16 protein-coding genes and 1 pseudogene are annotated in these 26,330 nt (G+C 71.4%); 10 read left to right on the top strand and 7 right to left on the bottom strand.

All coding sequences use genetic code 11. The annotated features are described in order from the left end of the window. Positions 1-2,435, top strand: a 2,435-nt coding sequence (locus tag SSQG_RS04370) for a hypothetical protein (RefSeq protein WP_244299050.1), incomplete at its 5' end; no start/stop codon positions are given. Continuing rightward, positions 2,432-6,580, top strand: a complete 4,149-nt coding sequence (locus SSQG_RS04365) for a hypothetical protein (protein WP_052310229.1) — start codon at positions 2,432-2,434, stop codon at positions 6,578-6,580. The genes SSQG_RS04370 and SSQG_RS04365, both read left to right, overlap by 4 nt. Before the next feature lie 17 nt (positions 6,581-6,597). Here the strand turns inward: SSQG_RS04365 and SSQG_RS04360 are convergent, their stop codons facing one another. From SSQG_RS04360 to SSQG_RS04335, 5 genes are all read right to left on the bottom strand, one after another. Next, positions 6,598-7,446, bottom strand: a complete 849-nt coding sequence (locus SSQG_RS04360; RefSeq protein WP_106434142.1) for a S8 family serine peptidase — start codon at positions 7,444-7,446, stop codon at positions 6,598-6,600. Between the two features lie 323 nt (positions 7,447-7,769). After that, complete coding sequence (locus SSQG_RS04350) at positions 7,770-8,600, bottom strand: hypothetical protein (protein ID WP_039931926.1); 831 nt, start codon at positions 8,598-8,600, stop codon at positions 7,770-7,772. 38 nt (positions 8,601-8,638) lie between these two features. After that, entirely contained in the window at positions 8,639-8,851 is a 213-nt protein-coding gene (locus tag SSQG_RS04345) for a hypothetical protein (RefSeq protein ID WP_039931925.1), read from the bottom strand. A gap of 141 nt (positions 8,852-8,992) precedes the next feature. Beyond that, on the bottom strand, positions 8,993-9,649 hold the full coding sequence (locus SSQG_RS04340; RefSeq protein ID WP_003988493.1) for a ScbR family autoregulator-binding transcription factor: 657 nt from the start codon (positions 9,647-9,649) through the stop codon (positions 8,993-8,995). An 83-nt stretch (positions 9,650-9,732) separates the two neighbouring features. Beyond that, on the bottom strand, positions 9,733-10,461 hold the full coding sequence (locus SSQG_RS04335) for a ScbR family autoregulator-binding transcription factor (RefSeq protein ID WP_003988492.1): 729 nt from the start codon (positions 10,459-10,461) through the stop codon (positions 9,733-9,735). A 184-nt stretch (positions 10,462-10,645) separates the two neighbouring features. On the opposite strand from SSQG_RS04335, the gene SSQG_RS04330 reads away from it, so the two are divergent. After that, entirely contained in the window at positions 10,646-11,554 is a 909-nt protein-coding gene (locus tag SSQG_RS04330; RefSeq protein WP_003988491.1) for a quinone oxidoreductase family protein, read from the top strand. A gap of 294 nt (positions 11,555-11,848) precedes the next feature. Here the strand turns inward: SSQG_RS04330 and SSQG_RS04325 are convergent, their stop codons facing one another. Both SSQG_RS04325 and SSQG_RS04320 read right to left on the bottom strand, forming a co-directional pair. Beyond that, positions 11,849-12,700: a ScbA/BarX family gamma-butyrolactone biosynthesis protein gene (locus SSQG_RS04325; RefSeq protein ID WP_039931924.1), complete on the bottom strand. Its 852-nt coding sequence runs from the start codon at positions 12,698-12,700 to the stop codon at positions 11,849-11,851. 448 nt (positions 12,701-13,148) lie between these two features. Beyond that, on the bottom strand, positions 13,149-14,327 hold the full coding sequence (locus tag SSQG_RS04320; RefSeq protein WP_039931923.1) for an acyl-CoA dehydrogenase family protein: 1,179 nt from the start codon (positions 14,325-14,327) through the stop codon (positions 13,149-13,151). Positions 14,328-14,591: 264 nt separating this feature from the next. Between SSQG_RS04320 and SSQG_RS04315 the strand changes: the two genes are divergently transcribed. The 7 genes and pseudogenes from SSQG_RS04315 to SSQG_RS42085 all read left to right on the top strand — a co-directional run. Then, positions 14,592-15,374: a thioesterase II family protein gene (locus SSQG_RS04315; RefSeq protein WP_003988488.1), complete on the top strand. Its 783-nt coding sequence runs from the start codon at positions 14,592-14,594 to the stop codon at positions 15,372-15,374. 351 nt (positions 15,375-15,725) lie between these two features. Further along, positions 15,726-16,904: an IS701 family transposase gene (locus SSQG_RS04310; RefSeq protein ID WP_003988487.1), complete on the top strand. Its 1,179-nt coding sequence runs from the start codon at positions 15,726-15,728 to the stop codon at positions 16,902-16,904. A 105-nt stretch (positions 16,905-17,009) separates the two neighbouring features. Next, positions 17,010-17,873 carry an AfsR/SARP family transcriptional regulator gene (locus SSQG_RS04305; protein WP_003988486.1) on the top strand — a complete coding sequence of 288 codons (864 nt, stop codon included), beginning with the start codon at positions 17,010-17,012 and terminating at the stop codon, positions 17,871-17,873. Positions 17,874-18,215: 342 nt separating this feature from the next. Next, a complete protein-coding gene (locus tag SSQG_RS38815; protein WP_003988484.1) occupies positions 18,216-20,495 on the top strand; it encodes a BTAD domain-containing putative transcriptional regulator in 2,280 nt (759 codons plus the stop codon). A gap of 165 nt (positions 20,496-20,660) precedes the next feature. Further along, positions 20,661-22,247, top strand: a complete 1,587-nt coding sequence (locus tag SSQG_RS04295) for an aspartate aminotransferase family protein (RefSeq protein ID WP_039931922.1) — start codon at positions 20,661-20,663, stop codon at positions 22,245-22,247. Between the two features lie 178 nt (positions 22,248-22,425). Then, positions 22,426-23,613: pseudogene (locus SSQG_RS43635) on the top strand (polyketide synthase); the annotation flags it as partial. A 164-nt stretch (positions 23,614-23,777) separates the two neighbouring features. Next, positions 23,778-26,330, top strand: a 2,553-nt coding sequence (locus SSQG_RS42085) for a beta-ketoacyl synthase N-terminal-like domain-containing protein (RefSeq protein ID WP_039931920.1), incomplete at its 3' end; no start/stop codon positions are given.

Here is a 26,330-nt window from a genome sequence, read left to right as displayed (position 1 = left end):
ACCTGGTGTGGCGGCACGTGACCGCCCCCGTCACGGGCAGCTCCGGGGCCACCGCCATCTGGCACACCCGGATCGCCCCCGCGTCCGCGCCCCTGTACGAGGACGGCCCGGTGGGCCTGGTGGGGGTCGCGTCCCCCCGAGGCTGGCAACCCTTCACCAGCTCGCTCTCCGCGCCCCACCGACAGCAGATCCACCACGCCGCCGGCGCCCGGCCGGTGACCGCCAACAGGGTCGTGCTGTCCGCGCTCGGCGCCAACACGGACCTCGCCGGGGACTGGAAGGACCTCCCGGCGCTCGGCATCACCGGCTACCGCCACCGCTCGGCAGGCGGCCGTGACATCGTCGTCCAGGTCGACGAACGCGGCTTCCTGCTGCCGTTCGGATTCCCCGTCCAGGTCACCACCCGCACCGAGCGACGGCTCGACTACGGACTCGTCCAGTCGGTCCGGCTGACCCTGCTGAAGCCCGAGATCACCTACGAAGGCGTCGCCTCCCTCCCCAACGGTGGCCGGGCCTTCCCCTTCGTCCGGGTCCGGGTCGACCAGCCGATCGACACCGAGATCTCCGTCGGGACACCGCTCGAACGGGTCGGCTACTGGGTACACCGCGCCGACGCGCCCGACACGGCGCTGCCCTTCGCCCTCAGCGCAGACGACCGGCTCGGCCACCGCGTCCACTTCACCGCCCCCCTGGTCTTCATCCGGGGCGACTTCGCCTACGGAGGCCTGGGCGGCCCCCTCGTCACGTACGAGAACGTCACCAGGAACCTCCCGCTGCCCGCCACCGGCCGTCTCGAACTCGCCCCCGACAGCGGCACGACCGACGAGAAAACCACGGTCGACCTCGCCGAACTGCGGGTCGGAGCCGAACCGTCGCAGGCCACCTCCGCCCAGCTCATGGCCGCGGGACGGCTCGCCGCACACCCCCGGCTGCTCTCCGTCGGCGCCCGGATCCCGGCCCTGGACGCCCTCGCGTCCCCGCCCGCCGGTACCGGGGTCAGCGCCGCCGCGCCGCCCGCCGTCACGGGCACCGTCCACCAGCTCAAGCTGTACGACAAGTACGTGACCGGCGGCCTCGCCGCCGCCCGCCAGGTCTACGCGAGCTTGCCGAAAGCCGCCGACTTCGCACCCCCGCCCGCCGCCTCCGGCGCCGTCGCCGCCCTCGGGCTGCCGGTGAGCGGGCTCTCCGCCGCCACCGGTCTCGTCGGCGGGAAACTGGACACCGTCGCCGCCGGACAGTTCGACCCGGGCGCGTACTTCAAACCACCCGCGGGCGCCGGCGATCTGCCCACCCGGCTGCTCGGGGTGATCGATCTGACGAAGCTGGTCGAGCCCGGGCCCGTCGGCACGGGCGACGGCACCAGCACCCCGAAGATCGTCACCACCGTCGAACACGCGCAAGGGACCACCAAGCCGCCGACCGCCGTCCGGACCGAGATGATCTGGCGCCCCAGGGTCAAGGTCACCACCATCGCACCGTTGACGACGACCCGGCCCGACAGCCTCGACATCAGGTCCACCAGCCTCGCCCGGTTCGACGGCTCCCCGCCGACCGCCGAGGTCCGCGGCGAACTCCGGGACTTCAAGCTCGGCTTCGCGAGCATCCTCTCCATCGAGTTCCGGCGGGTGGCCTTCACCGGCAAACCGGGCACCAGCCCCGACCTCGACGTCAAGATCGGCAACGTCGGCTTCGACGGAGACCTCCGCTTCCTCGACAAGCTCCGCGAATACCTGCCGACGCCCGCCGGCGGGCCCCGCGTCAACGCGGACCTCAAGGGAGTCGAGGTCGGCTACGGACTCGCCGTACCGACCGTGGGCGCCGGGGTGTTCCTGCTCCAGAACCTGGTTTTGTCCATCAGCGTCCGGCTCCCGTTCGACGGCACGGCCGTCCGCACCACCTTCGCCATCTCCTCCCGTGACCACCCCTTCCTCGTCACCGTCTCCCTCCTCGGCGGCGGCGGATCCCTCTCCCTCACCGTCGAATCCGGCGAGGTCACCGTCCTGGAAGCCCAACTGGAGTTCGGCGCGGCCGCCGCCCTCGACCTGGGCGTCGCCAGCGGCTCGGTCTCCATCACCGCCGGGGTGTATCTGAAGCTGGACCACGGCGCGAGCCTGCTGAAGGGCTTCCTGCGGGCGGTCGGCGCTCTCGACATCCTCGGCATCATCAGCGTCTCCGTCGAGTTCTACCTCTCCCTGGAGACGACCGACGTCCTCAAGGATCCGCCGAATCCGAGCGGCCTGACCCGCAAGGAGATCGTCGGCCGTGCCGTGGTGACCGTCCGCGTACGCGTCGCCTTCTTCTCGCAGTCCGTCAGCCTGCCGATGGAGCGTCGGTTCGGTGGCGGGGGAGACCCCTCGTACAGCGATGCCTTCCCCACCCAGAACGCGTGGAGCAACAGGTGCGCCGCCTTCGCCGCCCTGGAGGACACGTCATGATCAAGCAGACCCTGGTGTGGACGCTGCTGCCCGACCCGGCGGCCCCTCAGACCGCGACCGGGACGACTCAGCTGTCCCTCGTCCTCAGCATCCGGCTCTCGAACGACGAGGGCAGTCCACCCGGCACCGCCGTCCTCCCCCTCTCGCACTACACCCAGATCGCCGCCTTCCCCACCCTCGGCTTCCAACCCCTGACGGTGATCGTCAAGAAGGCGGACAACACCTCCATCACCCCCGTCGCCACCCTCGTCGACGACCCGCCGGACCCCGCGCTCTGGCAGGCGCTCTTCCCCGGGTCGCTGCTCGTCGAGCCCTTCGTCTTCGCCCAGCACACGATGACGGACGCCATCGAGTCCTATCCCGCCGCACGTGTGGCCGCGGCCCTCTCCGACGTCTACACCCGCTTCCTCGCCGGTGCCGTCGACGCCGCCGTCCGGGAACCCGAGGCGTATCCGCACGGGTCCTCCGACGGGCCCCGGGACGCCCCGGGCCGGGAGACGGTCCAACGGCTCGTCCGGCGTGTCGGCGCCCCCGACCGCTCCGACCCCGACAACGAGGCGCTCCGCCGTGAACTGCTGCGTACCGGAGCCGTCGAGGACGACGACGCACGCGACGCCGAAGGCTGGGCCCGGCTCGCGGAGTTCCACAGCCCGATGGCGCCCACGACCCGCGGGCTCACCCGCACGGGCCCCGGCACACCCAGCCCGCACGAATTCCACGCCCTGCTCGCCGCGCTCGCCGACCACCCGACGCTGATGGTCCCCCTCGGGCTGGTCCGCCGCCTCACCGTCTCCCTCCCCACGGACCTGAACGGGCAGGTCACCATCCAGGCCCTTCCGCACCAGCTCCAGTTCATCCAGAACTACCGGCCGCGGACCCGGTGTTTCGCCCGCAACGGGAAACTCACCCTCGCCCGCCCCGACGGCACCCCGGGCTCCCTCTTCCTGCCGCTGAACGACAGCGGCGTCTACACCCCGATCGACGTCGACCTCGACGCGGGCGGACTCGCCCTCCAGAACTACGCCCAGGCCCTGAGGTCCCTGCCCCGCGACGAAGCCCCACCCGAGATCAAGCCCCCCGCGCTGCGCTCCGCCGGCATCTTCGTCGCCGAGGCGAACCGCCAGGTCACCTTCCAGAACCTCCTCGACGTCGTCGCCGACATCGACAAGGACCTCAGGAACGGCGGCGAGGGCGACGCGAAGACCCTGGACGCCTCCACCGTCCAGCAGGGCATCCGGGTGGACGTCCACGACGCGGGCTCGAACCGCTGGTACCCCCTCTGCCGCCGGGAAGGGAAGTACACCGTCGACCACTACGGCACCTTGCCGATCAAGGACGAGGGCTGTGTCACCGACGCCGTCTCCCGCGGCGCCGACGCGGACGGCAACGACAAGGGGCGCCTCACCCAGGCCGTCCTCCGCTGGAACAACTGGAGCCTGGTCGTCGAACCCCGTGGCAGGACCGTCGGCGTCGACGGCCACGTGACCGACCCCGGCCCTCAGACGACCCCCGCCCTGCCCTTCGCCGCCGTCGTCGACTGCCCCGACAACACCCTGCCGGCCCTCCGCTTCGGCCGCACCTACCGCTTCCGTGCCCGTCTGGTCGATCTCGCGGGCCGCAGCACCCCGTTCACCACCACCCCCACAGCGGGCGAACCGGCCACCGTTCCCCTGAGGTTCTCCCGCTACGAGCCGGTGCCCGCGCCCGTCATGGTGCTCCGGCGTCCCGTCACCGCGGGCGAATCCCCGGTCGACCTCGTCGTCCGGACCGACAACGCCGACCCCGCCGCCCCCGTCGCCGGGCCCACCTGCGAGCGGCATCTCCTCGCGCCCAAGGCCTCCGTGGAACTGGCGGAACGGCACGGGGTGCTCGACCTCGCGGCCGGACACCGGCCCGACCCGGCCGTCCATGCCCTGCTGACGAAGTACGACGGTGGGCGGATCACCGGCACCCCGGACCCGAGCGCGGGCGGCAGTCCGTACAAGGACGCCGACACCATCGAACTGCCGTGGCTGCCCGACCCGCTGTGCCGGGGAGCGGCCCTGCGCGGCGTCCCGGGCACCCCCGAACTGCTCACCACCTGGCCCGCCGGGGGCTCCGGCTGGTACCAACGGCTGCCGATGCGCCTGGTCGTCGAGGCCGGGTCGATGGGGAGCACCCAGTCCACGGCCGTCGCCGATCCCGCCACCCGGACGATCCGCGTGAAGCTGCACCCGGCCGCGTCCTTCCCCGCCGTGCTCAGCTCGATGCTGGCGCCGGGCGACGAGGACCTGCTGGGGCAGTGGCGGTGGTACACCGAGCGGGTGAGGGCGGCCCGGGAGCCGGACGGCGACTCGGACGACGGCCGGGACTCCGGGAAAGGCACCGGTGACGACACCCGGACCGGACCGGCCACCACTGCCCGTACCGAAGGCGCCGAATCCGATGTCCACGAACTCCTCGCGGACGCGGCGAACACCGCACCCGAACAGTTCGGGCCCGCCGGGACCAGCGAGCCGGTCGACGAGATACCCGCCCTGTCCGCCGCCGACCACGAAGCCGCCCTCCGGGCCGTCCTCGCGGGCCGGATCGGACAGCTCACCCCGACGACCGGGCTGACGATGGTCCACGCGGTCCGCTGCCCGGTCACCCCGCCGGCCTTCACGGGCCCACGCGTCCTGCGGGAGCCCGCACAGACCGTGTACGCCCTCGACGAGGCCGCGATGGCCGTCCACGGTGCCTCCACCCTCACCGTGCACACCCAGGCGTCGTGGACCGAGTACTCGGACCTGACCGGCGACCGACTGGTGAAGTCCGCGGCGTCGGCCGTGCTCCGCCCGGAGACCGACTCCCTCGGCGCCCCCGGCGGCCCCGCGCTGAAGAGCATGCCGTTCCGGAGCCGCCACGACCCCGGCGACACCCGCCACCGGGTCATCACCTACACACCCGTCGGCGCGTCGCGCTTCGTGCCGTACTTCACCCAGCGTCGTACGGTCGTCCTCAACGGAACCACGCCCGCGCAGGTCGCCCGGGCCTTCGTCCCGGGCACGGTCGTCGTGCGGGCCGCCGTCCCGGCGCTCAACGCCGACAACACCCCGGCCGCGCCCGGGGTGACCTACCGCGTCGGTGCGGATGTGACCGTGGACGACGACAAGGGCGAGGTCAGCCGGATCGCCGACGGGGCGATCGCGAACGGCGCGTCGGTGGAGGTCTCGTACGTCGTGCCCCCCGTCACCCGCACCGGGCCGCCGGTCACGCTCCACGTGCCGTCGACCGTACGGCCTCCGGCGCCCGTGGTGCACTCGGTGGTGCCCGCCTTCGCCTGGCAGCGGACCACCGCGGGCAACACCACCACCAGCATCCGTAACGAGGGCACGGTCCGGGTCCATCTCAAGCGGCCCTGGTATCTCACCGGGGAGGGCGAACTCCTCGGGATCCGGGTCGTCGACGCCACTACCTCGATCGACCCGTCGGTACAGAAATGGGCCACCGCCTGGGGCCGTGACCCGGTCCGGGAGAAGGGGGACGCGCCCGTCATGGCGTACCCCACGCCCGCGAACCTGGACGAGCACGCGGTCGACGTACACCTCGACCAGGGCCACGCCCTCGGCTTCCCCGTCGACTACGACCAGCAGCGGCGCCTGTGGTACGCGGACGTACGGTTCAGGGGCAACACCCTCTACCAGCCCTTCGTCCATCTGATGGTGGTCCGGCTCCAGCCCGACTCGCTGACGGCCCCCGAGGACCTGCGGGCGTCCCCCGTGGTGGACGCCGGCTGGGTCCAGCTCCCCGCCTACCGGCGCACGAAGATCGTCGTCGGCGGGACGGCCGCGGGTTCGCCGGTGAAGGTGTCGGTCGTCGCACCGGAGCCGCCACGCGGACTGGACGGCCTGACGTCCGAGTTCACCGTGTGCGTGCAGTTCCGCAGCCCGCTGGTGCCCGATGACGCCGGCTGGCTGGACCTCGACACCGCGCCGCCCGTGCCGATGAACCGCGAGTCGGTGTCCGGCCCGATCGGGGTGTGGACCCGGGACGTCGCGCTTCCGGCCGCCGTGGGATCCCGGCCGATGCGCGTGGTGGTGCGGGAGTACGACGTCCTCCCCGACAGCCCGGAGCCGGGCCGGACGACCCGCCGGATCTCGTATCTCGACACGATCCCCATCTGACCCTGTTCTTCGAGGGGTTACGCCGATACCGACAGGTCGCGCAGCACGTCGTACGCGTACGCCGCGTCGAGCAGCGGGGGGACCACGGACGTACGGCGCGCCGAGGGCCGGGGCCTGGTCACCGCGTCCCGTACCGCTTCGGCGCGGGCGCCGGGGAAGAGGGACCACAGCAGCGCCACGGCCCCCGTGACGACGGGGGCGGCGGCACTGGTACCGGACAGCCCGCGGGGGCGTGCCGGCGCTGTCAGACCGTGGCGGCCGATCGCCCGGCCCAGCGTCGACGTGGGCAGAGGCCGGCCACCGTCGTCACACGCGACCACCGGGAGCACCCAGGGGTGGCGGACGAGCGGGGGGCCGCCGAGTCCGCCGTCGTTGCCGGCCGCGGCGACCACGAGAACCCCGTGGCGGTGTGCCAGTTCGACGGCATCGAGCAGCGCGTCGATACCGGGGTCGTCCTCGGAGCCCGCCACCGTGAGGCGTTCGAGCGCCAGACTCAGATTGACCACCCGGGCCCCGGCGGCGACGACATCCGCCAGAGCGTCGGCCAGGTCGGCGGGCGCGGCGGGCGGCACGTCGACTCCGGGAACGGGACGTACGACGAAGGAACAGCCCGGACAGATACCGGGCGTGGGGGCGGTGGGCCGGGCAGCGAGCGACGAGACGACAAGCGTCCCATGACCCGGGGAAACGCCCGGGTCCCGTGCGGGGACCGGGGCGCCGACGAACCGTACGGGCTGGAGCGCCAGATCCGGGTGGCCGGGGTCGACGGCTCCGTCGACCACGCCGACCACGACATCGGGGCGTCCGGTGGTGCGTGTGGTGAGGGCGGACAGACGGCCCGGCCCCGGGGTGCCGGTCAGTCGCACGTGGGCTTGACCCGCACCGGTTGCGATGTCGTCGTGTTCCCCTCGCAGTCCTCGCAGGTCTCGACCTCCACGGTCGTTCCGAAGTCGTCGCAGTACCTCCTCGTGGTGCACCACGGAACGCAGAGGCAGACCTTCATGCAGCGTTTCCGGCACTTCTCCATGCACTGGGGCCGGTCCCAGGAGTTCTTGCACGTCTGGGTGCACTCGTGTCCGCACTCGAACGAGCAGGTTGCGTAGTCGACCTGAGCGGGGAAGACGCCGTAACCGGTAGCCACACTCGATTGGGCGGTGAATCCGGGAATGGTCACCGCGATCACCTCACCTCAGAGGCTCGGCCCGAGACGGGTCAGCAGATAGGGGTTCATGTACCGGGTGGAGACCAGTACGGAGTACTTCTCCGTGAGGTCGGTGGTGCGGCTGGTGTAGGTCACGGTGAAGTTCATGACGCCCTGGTCGCCACCGACCGCCGCCGGGCGGACCTTGATCGAGGTCAGCGCGTAGTCGTCTGCGAACGCCTCGAAGGTCTTCAGATACACGGCCTCGTACCGGCAGGCCACGAAGTTCGCGGCGCGGTCCTCGGGCGTGGCGCCCACGTTCTCCGTGATCTGGAGGATCTTGGTCAGCACTTCGTCGGCGGTCGCCCGGAAGCGTTCGGCCGGCATGCCGTCCGGCTTCTCGATCGCGTTGTACAGCGACGGGCGGTCGAAGGAGTAGGCCTGGTAGAACTCCAGGACCGGCAGGGCGATCCCTCCGCAGGAGCCGGCGGCCCCGAGGGGGTCGCGCACCCCGACCACCACATCGAGATCGAGCGGGGTGGGAGCGGGCCGGACGGCCTCGATCAGCTTGGTGTAGTCCTCCGCGTAATGCGGCACGACGTCATACGTGTCCACGCCCTGGATCGTGAGGACGTACTGCATCTGCCGGGCCAGATAGCGGTTCTCGGGCCGGGCGAGCACCTCTCGCAGGACCTCGTCCGTCGTCAGCCCCTGGGTGTCCGTCGCCCCCACCATCTGGGCGAACTCCTTCTCGACCCCGGGGTCGCGGAACCGGGCGCGGATCTGCCCGATGGCGAAGACGTACGGAAGGGGGTGCTCGTGCGGCGTGCCGGCGACCGGCGGCGGAGCCGCCGCCTCCGGCGTGGTGTCGTCGCTCATGAGTGGCTCCCGGTGTCCCATCGGCTCGGCCGCGTGCGTCAGCGGCGCCGCTTGGAGAGGGTGACCCATTCGTTCATCCGCCGGGCTCGGCGGGCACAGCCGCCGCACGGGCGTACGCCCACGGCGCTCGTCGCCCTGCCCACCAGGTCGCCGAGGCCGATCTCGTCCTCTCGGACGAACCCGGGGAGACGGATGTCGTGACGCGCCGCCCGCCCGTCTCGCTTCTGGTGTTCGTCGTGCTCCCGGCCCATGTCGGGTGCTCCTGACGTCGATCCCCCTTGCCCTTTCCATTGTCCGCCGCGCGACAACGCCCCGCATCCGGAGGGGAGACGGGGCGCAGTCGCCGGATGCGGGTGGGTGGCGAGGCGATGGGCCTCACCGACCGGCGGTCCTCACGGAGTGCCTGACGCGACCTGGCCCGCGGACGATTCGGCCAGCAGTCGCTCGGGGCGGTGGGGCGAGATGTCCAGCTTCGCCAGCACCCCGGGGACGGTGATGCTGGGCAGGACGAGAGCGAAGAGCTCCGTGACCTCGGCCACCAGGTCGGCCTCCTGCGGCAGGGAGCTGCTCACCAGATGGACACCGGTCCACGCCCCGACGAACAGCCGGGCGATCGTGGCGGGGTCGGCGTGCGGCTGGAGTTCGCCCCGCTCCTTCGCGGCGACGAGCAGGTCCAGACTCAGCTGGATCCAGTCGGGCCAGCGGGTACCGAACAGCGACCGGGCCTTGGGGTCGACGGAGAGCCGGATCGACGCGCTCAGCAGGGGCTCGCGGGGGAGGCGGTGGGCGAGGAGCAGCGCGAGGTCGATCCAGTCCTGCACCTTGTAGGTCTGGGGGGTGAATCCCTGCGTGGTCACCGCCTCTTCGAGCACGCCCTGTGCGAGCGCCTCCTTCGACGTGAAGTGGAAGTACAGCGCGCCCCGGGTGAGTTGGGCACGTTCCAGGATCACGGAGATGGAGGCGGCCTCGTAACCGTACTCGTTGAAGACCTCGGCCGCCGCCTCCAGGAAGATCCGGCGCGTCCGGACGGCCCGGTCCTGCTTCGCCACGTGGCTCCTTGTTCCCCAGGGTCTCCTTCAAAGCGAAAGGACCAACGGATCGGTATGTTAAGGGGTTCAGCGTAGTGTCCCGGCTACCGCCTGTGCGAATCCGGCAACCGCTCGTCGACGCAGGTGTCACACCGGGCCACCGTCAGGGGCCCCGCAACGTCGTCCCCGGTCCGCTTGTGTTCGTCCCAGCGCGCCAGGACCTCGGAGCCTGCGGCGTCGATCTCGGTCCGCGTCTCCTCCGAGGCGAGGCTGGGGAGCACCATCGTCCAGAACCGTGTCACCACACACCGGGAGCACAGGGCGGCGTCCTTGCGTCCGAGGGACTCGATGCCCATGACGATCGCCATGATGGTGGAACAGGCGTCGTCCGGCAGTACCCCGTCGGCCAGGTTCCCTTCGTACTCGGCGATGGTCAGCATCCCCCGCACCCAGCTGCGCCACTTGAGCCAGAGCTCGGCGCCGCCGTCCCAGGCCGCGTCGTTGTCGAGGCCGAGCCCGGCGCGCAGCACCACGTTCTCCCCGAACTGCGTCGCCAGGACGTGGGTGGCGTCGATCAGGGTCTGCAGGGGCGAGGGCCGCGCTTCGGTGCAGGCGGTCGTGATGTACCGCAGGCTCTCCTCGGCCGCCGCCTGTACGGTCTCCCCCAGCTCCTTCTTGCTGCTGAAGTGAAAGTTGAGCGCGCCTGTACTCACGCCGGCCCCGGTGCTGATGTCCGCGAGCGACGCGGACATGAATCCTCGTCGGTCGAAGACCTCGGCCGCCGAACAGATCAGCTCCTGCCTCGTGCGTACCGCACGGTCCTGCTTGGCCATCCTTGCAGCTCCGGGGGTGATGAATGGTGAGCCCAGTGCACACCGACGCACACACAGGGTCACGTTAACAAACCGAACGTAAGGTTTCTTCTTCGGGCTGACTCGGCCACAAGCGCGAGACCGGGGCGGCCTTCGTGGTCTGTTGCGCATTGGATCTCAAAGGGCGGGGAGAATACCATGCCTTATGCTCGCTATCCAGTTCGATTGTTTTGGTGGTCCCGAGGTCCTCACCCCCGTCGAGCTTCCTCCTCCGGTCCCGGGACCGGACGAGGTTCTCATCGCGGTGGAGGCGGCCGGCGTCAATTTCGCCGACACACACCAGACTGACGGTTCGTATCCGATGGCCGGCAGCTTTCCCTTGGTCCCGGGCAGTGAGGTCGTCGGACGCACCCCCGACGGACGACGGGTGCTGGCCCGGGTGACCGGAGGGTACGCCCAGCAAGTGGTCGCCAGACAGACCGCGGTCCTCGAAATTCCCGAAGAGGTGCCGGCGGCCGAGGCGTTGGCGCTGCTGATGCAGGGGCTCACCGCCTGGCATCTGCTGCGGACGGCGGCCCGGCTGCGGGAGGGCGAGACCGTCGTCGTGCACGCCGCGGCGGGCGGGGTCGGCAGTCTCGCCGTCCAGTTGGCCAGGGAGTTCGGCGCGGGCCGGGTGCTCGCCCAGGTCTCGTCCCCGGCCAAGGCGGAGTTGGCTCTGCGGCTCGGCGCGGACGCGGTGGTCGAGTATCCGCTGGAGCGGAAGGCCGACGTCATCCTGGACGCGGGCGGCGGTCCTCTCTTCGGCCCGGCGCTGCACTCGCTCGCCCCCTTCGGCCGACTGGTCACCTACGGCAACGCCTCCCGTGAGGGCTTCCCACCGGTCGATCCCGCACTGCTCCACCAACTCGGTGTGTCGGTCGTCGGTTTCCGTCTGCGGCACGCGCTGGCGGCGCCCGGTGCGACGAACGGTCCGCTGAAGGAACTGTTCGGCCTGGTCACCGAAGGGCGCCTGAAGCCCGTCACGGGTGCCGGCTACCCGCTGGCCGAGGCGCGGCGCGCGCACGAGGACCTGCTGGCGCGGCGCACGACGGGCAAGGTGGTCCTCGTTCCCTGAGGGGACCTCCTTGAACGGACCCGTACCTCGGCCCGGATCGCCGGTCCGAAAGCGGTTACCCCGCAATGGGCGGGCGAAGAACACCGGCAGCCTAGGGTCGTCCCATGACTTCCTTTACGGCGACGGACCGGAGACCGGTCGAGCCCGGCACCCTTCCGGGTGCCGGGCTCGACCGTGGGTGGCCGTGGGCCGGGGTGGCGCGCGGTTGACGGTGTTTCGGCAGGCCTCACCGAAACGAAAACAGATCGGCGAGTATGTTCTACATCGACGGAGCAGGGGCGCGGAACCGGGTGGTCACCGGATGGTGCCGGTGAGCTCGCTGCGGAAGGCGGTGCGGCCGGCCTGTGTTCCGGTGACCCGGACGACCACCGTGTCCGGGCCCTTCTCCAGTGGCTCGGCCTCGACCAGGCAGTCCAGGTCGAACTCGACGTAGCGCTCGAACTCGGTGTCGACCGCCGTGGGATGGAAGACGCCGTTCCGGACGGTGGCCTGCGCGGTCTGGACCGCCGCTTCGATCAGACCGAGGCCGGGTACGTGGTCCACGGGATGGTCCAGGAGATGGGTGTTGGCGATGTCGTTGCGCAGGAGCCAGCGCAGGGGTTCGCCGGTCGGGCAGAGCACGACGTCCGAGGCCGCGGCGCGGCCGACGGATGCCGGGTCGAGCGGCTCGGGCAGAGGCCAGTTCCCCCAGTCGACGGTGACGCGCTCACCGCGCAGCCGCCGGTACGCGGGCGGGGATATCCAGCCGAAGTCCGACTGTGCGCCGGCCACCAGGACTCCCTCGCGGAAGATCCGCATGTCCATCGGTAACGTGCGTGCCGCCCGGCCGGTTCGTTCATGCCTCGGTATCGAGACCTCCACCTCGAAGACCGGGGCCTCGCCCGGGTGCACACGGAAATCCGGGTCGACCGTGTAGCGGAACTCGCGGAGCGTCGTCTGGTGCGTGAGCGGCACCTGGTACTCGGCGTGCGCGACGGTCAGTCCGCTCTGCCGGATGGTCTGGGTGAGGAGACGGGGGTCGTACGGCCAGGAGCCGGTGTGCGCGGGCCACTGGGCACGCAGTAAGAACGTGTCGGTGCCGTTCCCCCTCCAGTCGGTGATCAGTACGCGCTCTGCGTCTCTCAGGTGGACGAGCTCCTTGGGCACCCGTTCGTGCCTGTCGTTGCCGGGCGGGGCGTCAGCATGGTGGCGCCCCGTTCTGCGCGGGCGTGCGGTGGTTTTGGACACGGAACCCCCAGGTGATGACTCAGTGGTCGGCTTAGCCATCGTCGAACTCGCGCTCGACTCGCATGAACATACCGATCCATCGGTTCTTTTTACAAGGAATGTCAAAGGCTGCGTCAAAGACTGCTGGAGCGAACTGTCAAGGGTGCCCCGCGGCCCGAAAAGGCCCTGGTGGGGCGGGGTGTGACGGTACGGAAGGCGAGTCGTCGGCGACACCAGCAAAGAAGGCAAAGCGGCCCGGCGTGTCGCCGCACCCTGTACGGTCTGCGGCGCGTCGGCACGGCACTGGGCCCCGTACCGGCGTGCGGCAAGCCGGTACGGGGCCCAGTCGGCGGAGTCCGGTCGAGGACTGGCCGGATGCGTTGGCGGACTAGATGTAGGGCGTCCCGGGGTCGAGACCCACCAGGACCCTGCCGTGCACCTCCAGGCTCATGTTCGGATTCATCAGACCGTGCAGGGTCAGCGCCTCGATGTCGCGGCGGTACCGCCGGAAGTGTCCCTTGCGGGCCAGGGAGGAGGCGGAACTCACCGAGTTGAGCGCCTCGACCGCCTCGTTCACGAGCTGGATCGCGTGTCCGGCCCGGCCGCGCACCGTCGCCTTCTCCGTGTCGGTCAGCGGCTCCCCGACGTCGGCACGCTCCTGAAGCAGCGTCAGCTGCTTCTCGAACAGCGCCTCTGCGGCGGCGATCCGGTTCTCGGCGACGGCCACCTGGTGCTGCGTGAGCGGGTGCTCGCGCTGGTCCTCCCAGGTGGTGTAGGCGATGGGCCGGCCCAGGCCCGCGACGAACGTCTCGTAGGCACCCTTCGCGGCGCCGAGGTAGATCGCCACCGACTCGGAGATGACCATGCTGAGCAGCCCGTAGTCGCGGCCGGTGGCACCGGAGTTGGAGCGGCCCTCGGCCGTCCCGGTGAGCGCCTCGCCAACGGTGACCAGCCGGTGCGCGGGCACGAAAACGTCACGCGCGGTCGTCGTCGAGCTGCCGGTGCCGATCGTGGCGGACACATGCCAGTCGTCCGCGATCGACAGCTCCGACATCGGCACGAGGGCGTACGCCTCGTCGAAGGTGCCGTCGGGCAGCTCCACCGTGGCGGCGACCAGGTCCCATTCCGCCCCGCGGCACCCCGTGTTGAACCGCCACGTGCCGTTGAGGAGGTAGCCGCCCTCGGTGGGGACCAGCGTGCTGCTGCCCGCGGTGAAGGCGCCGGAGATGCGGACCTGACCCGTGGCGAAGATCTCCTCCTGCGTCACGTCCGGGTACAGCGTGGCCAGCCAGGCGGTGGACACCCAGGCCACCGCCACCCAGCCGGTCGAGGCGCATCCCCGCGCGATCTCGGAGAGGATCGCGTACTGCTGCGGCAGTGACAGGTCAAGCCCGCCGAACCTGCGCGGCACGGCGATCCGGAAGACGCCGGCCTTCTCCAGGAGTTCGACGTTCTCGTCCGGGATCCAGCGCCGGTCCTCGGCCTCCAGTCCGTTCTCCCGGAGCCTCGGCACGATCTCTCGCACCGCCTCCAGTACGGAGTCGAAATCGGGTTCATGCGGGGACATGGCGCCTCCTGGCATCGCTCGTGTGCCTGCTCTTCACCGTCGGAACGGTGCGCGGCCGACCGTAACCGTCGAGCAGGTGCGGGCGGGTAACACGCTGTCACTGGGCGGTAATCGCCTGATCTCCGCCCGTCACGGGCGCCCTTGCGGACGGACCCGGAGGCAGCGGATGTTTGGGCGAGCTTTGACCGCCCGGTCCCATCATGGCGACGTCCCCGCCCCGAAGCGGTTCGAGGGAACCGCCGGGGCGCCTAGTGGAGGAGCGACATGAGTGGTGAGTGGTTCCGCAGGTTCGTCCCCGACTCCCAGGGGGCTTCGACGACCCAAGGCGCGCTGAGACTGGTCTGCTTCCCGCACGCGGGAGGCGGCGCGAGCGCGTTCCTCAGGCTGTCGCGCGAGGTCACGCCAGGGATCGAGGTCGTGGCGGTGCAGTACCCCGGCCGTCAGGACCGTCGTCACGAGGAACCGTTCACCGGCATCGGGCTCCTCGCGGACGCCCTCGCGGACGAGGTGCGGCGGGAAGTGGCGGGCCCGTACGCCTTCTTCGGGCACAGCATGGGGGCGATCATCGCGCACGAGGTCGCCCTGCGCCTGGCCGAGCGGGGAGAGCCGGGGCCGGAACGGCTGTTCCTGTCCGGTCGTGGAGCTCCCTCGACGGTGCCGTACGCGCACGACCGACTGCGTACCGACGCCGATGTCCTGGCCATGGTCCGCAAACTGGGCGGTACGGCCAACGCCGTCTTCGACGACCCGGACGTTCTGGCCATGGTCATGCCGACCCTCAGGGCCGACTACCGGGCTCTCGGTTCGTACGTCTGGACGCCGCGCCCCGCCCTGGACGTCCCCTTCACGGTGCTGATCGGGGACACGGACCCGGTGGTGCCGGTCACCGCGGCGGCGGGGTGGAAGGAGTTCACCACGGCCCGCACCGACCTGGAGGTGTTCGAGGGCGGTCACTTCTACCTCGACGTCAAGGCGAAGGAGGTGGCCCGGGTGGTCACCTCCGCCCTGGGCCTGGACGGCAGGCGGAACCAGGCGGTCGCGGTCTGACCTGACCGGGGGCGGCATGTTGCGCCTCACCCTCCGCACGTTCCGACACGTGGGCGCGTCGGCCGATCCCCGGCCGGCGCGCCCACTGCGCGTCTTCCTCCGGCGCGCCCCGCCGATGGATGCGTGCTCCACGGTTAAAAAATCGAACGGTTGGTATGGTTGCAGAGGGCGGCATAGTCCGAACCAAGCGGTTATAGGCGCGAGTTGACGGTTTACCTCCCGTGAGGGCAGGTGTCCGTGCATGTCGGGGGCGGGGTATGGGGCAGTGGCCAACCTCGGGCGCTTAAAAAAACCGATCGATTGGTTTATTTTTGGCGACGAGTAGAGGGCGCGTCGCCAGGGGGGATGTCGATGGAAGCAGGTGCAGGGCAGCGTCAGTTGTCACAGGGAGGCACTGTCCAGTGCCCTGAGGGCCTCGTTCCGGAGGCCGAGTCGGAGCTCTTCGCCTCGCTGCGCCGCAGTGGCCAGCGGCAGAAGGCTGAACAGTACGTGAAGGGGTTACTCGAAACGCCCGGCCGCAAGACGCTGGGGCACATCGCGGCGCACCTCGGCGGGCCCGCGGCACAGCAGAGCATGCACCACTTCATCAGCGAGTCCTTGTGGGAGTGGACACCGGTCCGCCACGCGTTGGCCCGGCAGGCACGGCTGTTACTCGGACACGACGCCTGGGTCGTCCGGCCCACCGCGATCCCCAAGGCCGGAGCGCACTCGATCGGCGTGGACCTTCAGTACGTCCCGCACCTCAAACGTGCCGTCAACGGCCAGCAGGCGGTGGGGGTATGGCTGGCCTCGGAGCGGGCCGCCGTGCCGGTCGAGTGGCAACTCGTTCTGCCGCGGCGATGGCGTGAGGAGTCCCTCCGTCGCAGGGCTCGCGTTCCCGACGACGTACGGGCGGACTGCCTCGAGGAATGCGTCCGCGAGGCGATGGCTCAAGCGACGCAGGCCGCCGGAGTGCCGAGCAGGCCGGTGATCGTCGACGCGGAGGGGGCGGACGCCGTGGCGATCGCCCGCCACCTGGGGGAAGCGGGACACCAGTTCGTCATCCGCACCGATCCGGGAACCGGGCTGAGCGTCGACAGGTCGGTCCTGCCCGCCTACGGCGCGCGTGAGCGCGCCGCGGGAGAGCTGGTCGCCCACCTCGGCCGGATGCGCGCTCCGGTCGGCCCGGAGCCGGACCGGCCCGTGGCCTCGGTGATCCCCGTGGAGGCACCCGCCTCCCCGCACGGCGGCGCGCTCAGAGGTCTGCGCCTCATCGGGGAGTGGTCCGCGTCGGACCGGGGCGCGAACCGTTTGTGGCTGACCAACACCACCGGTGTCTCCGTGTCCGCGCTGCTGCGGCTGACGCGGCTGAGCGACCTCGTGGCGCGGGACGCCGTGGACATCGGCGACCGCGTCGGGTTGCGGGACTTCGGCGGGCGCTCCTTCTCCGGCTGGCACCGCCACGTCACGCTCGCCTCGATCGCCCACTTCGCCACCGTGCTCGCCGCCGAGCCGTCCTCCTGTGCCGCGGCTGCCTGCCAGGCCGCGTGACAGGGTGCCCGGCGCGCCACCACGTCCACGAACGTCGCCCACCACGGCACGACCCCGGTGAACGACGCACCACGAGCTCGAACACCCGGAACAGGAGTATGCGCAGTGCGGTTGAACCTGATCGGCCCGCTCCAAGTCATCACCGACGACGGCAGGGAACACGCGCCCAACGCGCCGAAGATAGCCCGGATGCTGGCGGTCCTCGCGCTCCAGCCGCGCGAGGCCGTGCCCACCACCCTGCTGATCCAGGAACTGTGGGGGCAGAACCCTCCACGCAGCGCGGCCAAGACACTGCAGACACACGTCTACCATGCGCGCCGCATGTTCCAGGAGGAGAGAGTCACGGCCGCCGACCGGAATCTGCTGGTGGCCAGAGCGCCCGGATACGAGCTCCGGGTCAACGACGACGAGGTCGACGTCAGCAGTTTCGAACAGTATCTGAGACAGGCACGCACCGAGTCCCGGAGCGGGCGGTTGGAGGGGGCCGCCCACCAGGTGAACCGTGCCCTCGCCCTGTGGCGCGGCCCGGTCCTGAGCGGCGTGCCGGTCGGCACCGTGCTCGCCGGCCGTATCGCACGCGTCGAGGAACTGCGGATCAACGCCCTCGAACTGCGCATCGAGATCGAGAGCGGGCTGGGCAGACAGCGCGAGCTGCTGCCCGATCTGCGCGCTCTCGTGGAGGAGTTCCCCCTGCACGAGTGGTTCCACGGGCAGCTCATCTCGGCGCTGCACCGAGCGGGACGCAGGAGTGAGGCTCTCCAGGCGTACCACACGCTCTACGGCATCCTCCAGAAGGAGCTCGGCCTGGAACCCTCGGCGGATCTGCGGCGGCTCCAGGCCGAGATCCTCAGCTCCTCCGGGAACGAGGAGTGGCCCGGGCCGTTCCGCCCGGAGGCACCGGAGACGTCGCGGCGGCACCTGTCGTCCGTCCCGAGGCTGCGTCCGACCGCCGTCGCCTGTTTCGGCTGACCACCCCGGGCGTCACGGACCTCCGACGTACTGGTCCGGGACGGGGCACATCGGTGGTTGCGACGCGCGTAGCCGCCTACCACGCAGAAGGTGAACGCCGGTACCGCCGGGCGTTTTCTCACCGGTACACGAACAGGCGGTGACCTTCGTGAACCCCGACGGGGCTCCCGCCCACAACGGCGTGGCACGGGACGGCGGCATGTGCCCGAGATTTGTGTGATCTTGGACCACGGCCCTGCACGATGGTGACGGATCTTGACGGATCCGGGCGGTTGCCGTGGATCGACCACTCCGCGTGCCGCTCGTGTATCCCGCCATTACGGGGATGGAGTTGGGCGAGTCATGCAGTTCCGAATGCTGGGTCCGATAGAAGTTGTCGACCATGGCGAGCAGGTGCCCCTCGGTGGCACCAAGCAGCGCGCCACCCTCGGTTTTCTCCTGCTCCAGACGAACAAGGTAGTGGCCACCAGCCACCTCATGAACGCGCTGTGGGGCTATGACGACGTCCCCGCCACGGCACGCAAGATTCTTCAGAACGCGGTCTACGGCCTGCGCAACATCCTGTCCGCCGGGCGGGCCGGGGGTGACCCGGGCGCCGCCGCCCTGCTCACCCAGCCGCCCGGCTACATGATGCGGGTGGACCCCGAACGGGTGGACCTCCAGCTGTTCCACAAGTGGGTCGGGCAGGGCAGGGAGCAACTGGCGCGCGGCGCGGCGGAGCCAGCCTCCGCGCTCCTGCGCGACGCCCTCGCGCTGTGGCGCGGGCCGGCCCTCGCGGACCTGGTGGAGGGCGGCATCCAGTGGCCCGAACTGGCCACGATCGAGAACACCAGGCTCGACGTCATGGAGGACTACTTCGACGCCCAGCTCGCCTGCGGCAACCACCACTCGGTCCTCGCCGAGCTGGAGCGGATGGTGCAGTCCGAACCGCTGCGCGAACGGTCGTGCGGGCAACTCATGCTGGCCCTGTACCGCTGCGGACGGCAGGCGGACGCCCTCAACGTCTACAGCCGCGTCCGGGCCGTGCTCGTCGAGAGTCTCGGCCTGGAGCCCGGCCGGGGACTGCAGCAGCTCCAGCAGGCGATCCTCGTCCAGGACCCGGCCCTGTCCCTCGCCCGTCCCGGCACGCCCGACCCCTTCACCGGTCGGGCCGAGATCCGCGCCGGCTCCACCGTGCCGTCGGCCACCACACCGTCGGCCGCCACACCCCCGGCCGCCCCGTCGCCGGCCGTCTCTCCGGAACAGGCGGAGCGCAGGCCCCCCGAGACCCGGGTCCCCCCGTCGCAGGGCATCACCATGCCGCAGCAGCGGGTGTCCGAACCGGCCGCACCGGAGCGGCGTACCGACTCCACGCGCCGCACGGTCTCGGCGATGTCCGTACGCGCCCGGCTCGCCCCGACCCTCGCCGACGTGGCCCCCAAGGACGTCGACGCCCTGCTGGAAAGTGCCTGCCACGTGGTCACGGAGCAGGTCGAACGCTTCGGCGGCACCGTGACGGCGTCCATCGGCTCGATGTCGCTGGCCGTGTTCGGACTGGACGGGCCGAGCGACGACGACGCCCGGCAGGCCGTCCTCGCGGCGCTCGCCATCCGCGACCTCCTCGACGTCCCGGCCGACGGCGACCCCGAGGCACCGCGGCTGGCCGTGCAGTGTGCCGTCACCACCGGAGAGGTACTGCTGCGCCACCGCAGCCACGAGGACACCCCCACCGTCATCGGCAGCGTCCTGGACGAATCCCAGGCGCAGCTCTCCGACGTGCCGGCCGGGCAGGTGCGGGTCACCGACTCCGTCCGGCGGGCGAGCGAACACGCCGTGCGCTACCGGCTGCCGGACCCCGCCTCCGGGAGCTGGGAGGCACTGGGCGCCCGTGACGAGGGGCACGCCGAGGAGGGCGGCGCCGAGATGTACGAACAGGACATCCTGCGCGGGCTGGTACGGCGCACCCGGCACCGGGGCGTGCCCCATCTGGTGACCGTGCTCGGGGAGCGGGGCACCGGCAAGACACGGCTGCTGCGCGACTTCGAACGCTGGGTGACGGCGCAGGCCGACGCGCCACGCATCCTGACGGGGCGGATCCCGGCGGCCGGCGAGGACGGCCACCGGCTCCGGCTGGCGGCCCAGATCCTGGCCGCCTACTGCGACGCGGCCCCCGGGGAGGACGCGACGGCCGCGCTGACCCGTACGGTCCGCAAGCTCTTCCCCAGCGAACGGGCCTGCGCCCTGCTGGTCTCCCGGCTCCGCCCGCTTGTGACCACCGACGGCATCGGCGTGGACGACCGCTTCGGAGGGCCGCCCGTCACCGAGACCATGAGCGCCTGGGCCCAGCTGTTCCAGCAGGCGGCGTGCCAGGAGCCGCTCGTGCTGTGCATCGACGACCTCCATCGCGCCCCTGACGTGGTACTCGACGCCGTGGAGGAACTGGCGGAGACGGCCGGGTCGGGCCCCCTGTGCGTGGTCGTCGGGGCCGGCCCGGAACTGCTGCTGCGCAGGCCCGGCTGGGCCGGGGGGAAGAGCCACGCCACGACGGTCACCCTGGACCGTCCGGAGCGGGTCACCAACGAGCAACTCGTGCGCCTGCTGCTGTCGGCCAGCGGTAACGAGGACGTCCGGACCCTCACCTGAAAAACGCCCCGCACCGCGACCGGACTCACCGGCGGGTAACCGGGCATCCATCATTTCCGGAATTCACGGGATGGTCGGCGCGTGACCGCCCGCTGGAACGGCGGGAAGAGAATATCGGCACGGTCTGCCGGTGCACGCGCATTCCGCGCTGAAAAGGAGCTGGACATGAATCCCGAATTGGCCGTCACCGAGCTCGCCGAGCCGTATCTGCGCGGCCTGTTGACCTCGGCCGGTCTCGATGTCGAGTACGTGCGGGGCGAGGGCAACACGCTCTACCGCCTCGATGCGAAGGGGCAGGAGACCCCCGTACTCGACTACGCCGGCGGATACGGTTCGCTGATCTTCGGCCACAACAACCCCGAGATCGTGGCCCGGGCCAGGGAACTGGTGGACGGGGGCGTGCCGGTGCACGCGCAGTTCTCGTTCCACCCCTACGCCAACCGGCTCGCGGCCGAGCTCAACCGGATCATCCACCGGGAACTCGGCACCGACGAGCCGTACTACGCCACCTTCGCCAACAGCGGAGCGGAGGCCGTCGAGGCGGCGGTCAAGCACGCCGAGCTCGACCGCGTGCTGCGCGTGAGCGAGACCCTGGAGGAGCTCGCGGCCGGGGTGGAGCGGGCGCGCACCGCCGTGGACGACGGCTCCGCGACCGTCCCGGACGCCGTGTACGCGCAACTGGCGACCGAGCGCCCGGCCGACGACCCACTGGCGCCGGTGATCGACGAGATCACCCGCAGGAACGGGGAACGCGCCGCGCAGGCCCCGGTGTTCCTCGCGCTGGAGGGCGGCTTCCACGGAAAGCTGATGGGCAGCGTCCAGCTCACCCACAACGAGGCCTACCGTGCTCCGTTCGCCGCCCTGGGCGTCCGGGCGAGGTTCGTGCCGCGGGGCAGGCCCGAGGCCCTCGACGAGGTGCTGGCTCAGGAGCGCGGCGTCCTGCTCGGCCTCACCGTCGAGGACGGGGAGGTGCGCGTCGTGGAGCGCGAACACCCCGTCTTCTGCGCCTTCCTGCTGGAGCCGATCCAGGGAGAGGGCGGTATCCAGGTGCTCTCCGACGAGGACGCCCGGATCATCCAGGAGTTCGCCGACGCCACCGACTGCCCGCTCATCATCGACGAGATCCAGAGCGGTCTCGGCCGCACCGGCACCCTCCTCGCCAGTTCGCAGACGGGCCTGCGCGGCGACTACTACACGCTCGCCAAGTCCCTGGGCGGCGGCCTGGCCAAGGCGTCGGTGATGCTCGTGCGCCAGACCCGCTACCGGGCGCAGTTCGAGCTGGTGCACAGCTCGACCTTCGCCAAGGACGCCTTCTCCTGCTACCTCGCGCTCAAGGTCCTCGAGATGCTGGAGCGGGACGGCGGCCGGGCCTACCGGCAGGCCACCGAACGCGGCGCCGCGCTGCAGGCGACGCTGGAGAAGGTCCGCACCGCCTTCCCGGACGTGGCCAAGGACGTCCGGGGCCGGGGCCTGATGCTCGGGTTCGAGTTCCACGACCAGTCGGAGGCCGAACACCCGGCGATCCGTGAGGCGGCCGCCGGCGGACTCTTCGGCTACGTCATCGCGGGTCACCTGCTGAACCGGCACTCCATCCGGACGTTCCCCACCGCGAGCGCCGTCAACACGCTGCGCTTCGAGCCGTCGGTGCTGCTCACCGACGAGGAGATCGGACGGCTGGAGGAGGCCCTCACCGACGTCTGCGTCATCCTCCGGGAGCAGGCCGGGGAACGACTGGTCCTGTCGTCCTCCTGAGCCTGTCCGCCCGCTCCGTTTCCTCTCCGATCCGGCGACGGCCCCCCCACCGCCCCGGACACGCCGCCCGGCCCGTGCTCGTCCACGGGCCGGGCAGCGTGCTGTCCGGGGCAGTTGGGCCGACCGTGCCGCGCGGCCCGGTCCCCGGCAATTACCGGGCCGTGGCCGGGCATTGGAAATGGGATTCCGTCACGCACGTAGGGTCGACTTATCGGGATCGCGTCACATTCCCGCCACGACATGCGTGTGCTGCCGGGCCCGACGAAATGCGGGACATGCGCCACGAGGCGCCGAACGGGTTTGTGCCATGGGAATTCTGTTTATGGAAGGGCAGCGGAAGTTCATGATGAATGAGCATGCTCCGGCGGTCGACCGTCACTCCGGGGACAACGAGCCGATCGCTGTCGTCGGACTGGCCTGCCGGCTGCCGGGAGCGGACGGCCCCGCCGCCTTCTGGGAGCTGCTCGGCGGCACCAGTGCGATCACGGACGTGCCGCGGGACCGATGGGGGGCCGGCGAACCGTCCGCCGTCCGGCGCGGCGGATTCCTCGACGACGTGGCCGGCTTCGACGCCTCCTTCTTCGCGGTCTCCCCGCGTGAGGCCGCCGCCATGGACCCCCAGCAGCGACTCGTTCTCGAACTGGTGTGGGAAGCGCTCGAGGACGCGGGCATCCTCCCCGCCTCCCTGCGCTCGACACGCACCTCGGTGTTCGTCGGCACGCTCCGCGACGACTACACCAACCTGCTCTACCAGCGAGGCACCGACGCCATCGGCCAGCACACCATGACCGGCGTGAACCGGGGTGTCATCGCCAACCGCGTCTCGTACCACCTCGGACTGCACGGCCCGAGCCTGACCGTGGACGCCGCCCAGTCCTCCTCCCTGGTCGCCGTGCACCTGGCCTGCGAGAGCCTGCGCAGCGGCGAGTCCACCACCGCGATCGCCGCCGGCGTCAACCTCAACCTCCTCGCCGAGAACACCGTCACCGAGCAGCGGTTCGGGGCCCTGTCGCCCGACGGTGTCACCTACACCTTCGACGCCCGTGCCAACGGCTTCGTGCCCGGTGAGGGAGGCGGCGTCGTCCTCCTCAAGCCGCTGCGGCAGGCCGTCGCCGACGGCGACCGTGTCTACGGTGTCATCCGGGGCAGCGCGGTCAACAACGACGGAGCCACGGACGGACTCACCGTGCCGAGCCGGGCCGCCCAGGAGGAGGTCCTGCGCACCGCCTACCAGCGGGCGGAGATCGCCGCGGGTGCCGTGCAGTACGTGGAACTGCACGGCACCGGCACCCCCGTCGGCGACCCCGTCGAGGCCGCGGCGCTCGGCGCGGTGCTCGGCGCGGGACGCCCCGAGCACGAGCCGCTGCGGGTCGGGTCGGTCAAGACCAACATCGGCCACCTGGAAGGCGCGGCGGGCATCGCCGGGGCTGATCAAGACCCTCCTGGCCCTGCATCACCGGAAGCTCCCTCCCAGCCTCAAACTTCGAGACGCCGAACCCCGCGATCCCGCTGGCCGACCTCCGGCTCGACGTGCAGCGCGAACTGGCCCGGTGGCCGCATCCGGACCGCCCGCTGGTGGCCGGCGTCAGCTCCTTCGGCATGGGCGGCACCAACTGCCACGTCGTGCTCGCCGAAGCCCCCGCCACCGCGGACGCCGACGACCCCGAGGACGAGCCGCCCGCCGGCACGCCCGGCGTGCTGCCCTGGGTCGTCTCCGCCGCCGGTGACGCCGCGCTGCGCGCCCAGGCCGAGCGGCTGCGCACCCACGTCGCCGCGAAGGGGCCGTTCGCCCGGGACGTCGCCTGGTCCCTGGCCACGTCCCGCACGGTCTTCCGGCACCGGGCCGTGGTCCTCGCCCCCGACCTGGCGGGCCTGCTCGACGGCACGGCCGCCCTCGCCGAGGGCCGCCCGGCGGCCGACGTGGTCACCGGGACCGCCGAAGGCGGCCGCACGGCCGTCCTGTTCACCGGCCAGGGCGCCCAGCGGATCGGCATGGGGCAGGAGCTCTACGAGGCGTTCCCCGCCTACGCGGCCGCCTTCGACGAGGTCGCCGCGGCCCTCGATCCGCACCTGCGCCGCCCCCTCGCGCAGATCGTCACCACCGGCGACGGACTGGACGAGACGGCCTGGGCCCAACCCGCGCTGTTCGCCGTCGAGGTCGCCCTGTACCGGCTGCTCGAATCCCTCGGTGTGCGGCCCGACTACGTGGCCGGGCACTCCGTCGGCGAGCTCGCCGCCGCCCACGTCGCCGGCGTCCTCGACCTCGCGGACGCGGCCCAGCTGGTCGCGGCCCGTGGCCGGCTCATGCAGGAGGCCCGCGACGACGGCGCCATGATCTCCGTACAGGCGGGCGAGGAGGAGGTCGCGGCCGAACTCGCCGGACTGGAGGGGCAGGCCGCCATCGCGGCCTTCAACTCGCCGACCTCGACCGTGATATCGGGCGACGCCGACGTCGTGGAGGAGGTCGCGCGGCGACTGCGCGAGCGCGGCCGCAAGACCAGGCGGCTCACCGTCAGCCACGCCTTCCACTCGCCGCACATGGACGGCGTGCTCGACGAGTTCCGCCGGGTCGCGCGGCGCCTGACCTACCACCCGGCGCGCATCCCCGTCGTCTCCAACGTCACCGGCGACCTCGCCACCGACGAGGAACTGTCCTCGCCCGACTACTGGGCCCGCCAGATCCGCCAGGCCGTCCGCTTCTCCGACTCGGTACGCCGCCTGGAGGCCGAGGGCGTCACCACGCTGGTCGAGGCCGGACCGGACAGCGTCCTGTCCGCCCTCGCCGAGGACACCGTCGAGGACCCCGGCGCCGTCGTGGCCGTCGGGACCATGCGGCGCGAGCGGAGCGAGACGCGGACGCTGCTCACCGCACTCGCGACCGCCTTCACCCGGGGCGCTGACGTCGACTGGGCCGCCCTGTCCGGCGGGCCCGGCGCCCGGCGCGTCGACCTGCCCACCTACGCCTTCCAGCGCAGGCGGTACTGGCTCGACGGACCGGCCCGGACGGCCGCCGCGCCCGAGGCAGGCCTGGACCTCGCCGCCGCGTACGAGGACGACACCCAGCACGAGGAGGCCCCGGCCCGGCCGCGCGGCGCCCTGGGCGCACGCCTGGCCGGACTGTCCGGCACCGCCCGCAGGCAGGCCGTCGGCGAACTGGTCGACGAGCACATCGCGGCCGTCCTCGGCCACACGGACGGAGAGCGCGTCGACGCGCTCACCCCGTTCCAGGAGCTGGGCTTCAGCTCCCTCATGACCACCGAACTCCGCTCGGCGCTGGCCCGGGCGACCGGACTGCGCCTGCCCACGAGTCTCCTCTTCGACCACCCCACGCCGCGCAGGCTGGCCGGCTTCATCGAGGCCGAACTGCTCGGCGACGGCGCGGAGAACGCCGACACGGCCACCGTGGACGAGGACGGCGAGCCGATCGCCATCATCGGCATGGCCTGCCGCTACCCGGGCGGAGTCTCCTCACCGGAGAGCCTGTGGCGCCTGGTCGCCGAGGGCACCGACGCCGTCTCCGCCTTCCCGGACGACCGCGGCTGGCCCGGCGAGCTGTACGACCCCGACCCGGACCGGCAGGGGACCAGCTCCGTCCGGCACGGCGGATTCCTGCACGACGCAGGCGAGTTCGACGCCGCCTTCTTCGGCATCTCACCGCGCGAGGCCCTCGCCATGGACCCCCAGCAGCGGCTCCTGCTGGAGACGGCCTGGGAGGCCGTCGAACGCGCTGGTGTCCTGCCCGCCTCGCTGCACGGCACCAGGACCGGCGTCTTCGTGGGCGCCACGTCGCTGGAGTACGGACCGCGCATGCAGGACGCGCCGCGGAACGTGCAGGGCAACGTGCTGACCGGCTCCACCGCCAGCGTCATGTCGGGCCGCGTCGCCTACCAGCTCGGCCTCGTCGGCCCCGCCGTCACCGTGGACACCGCCTGCTCCTCCTCCCTCACCGCCCTGCACCTGGCCGTCCGCTCCCTGCGGTCCGGCGAGACCAACCTGGCCCTGGCCGGCGGCGCCGCGGTGATGTCCTCGCCGGGCATGTTCGTGGAGTTCTCCCGCCAGCGGGGCCTGGCCCCCGACGGCCGC

Origin of the sequence: Streptomyces viridochromogenes DSM 40736 (genome assembly GCF_000158955.1) — a bacterium.
Taxonomy (GTDB): Bacteria; Actinomycetota; Actinomycetes; order Streptomycetales; family Streptomycetaceae; genus Streptomyces; species Streptomyces venetus.
This window is presented reverse-complemented; position numbering and strand designations above follow the sequence as displayed.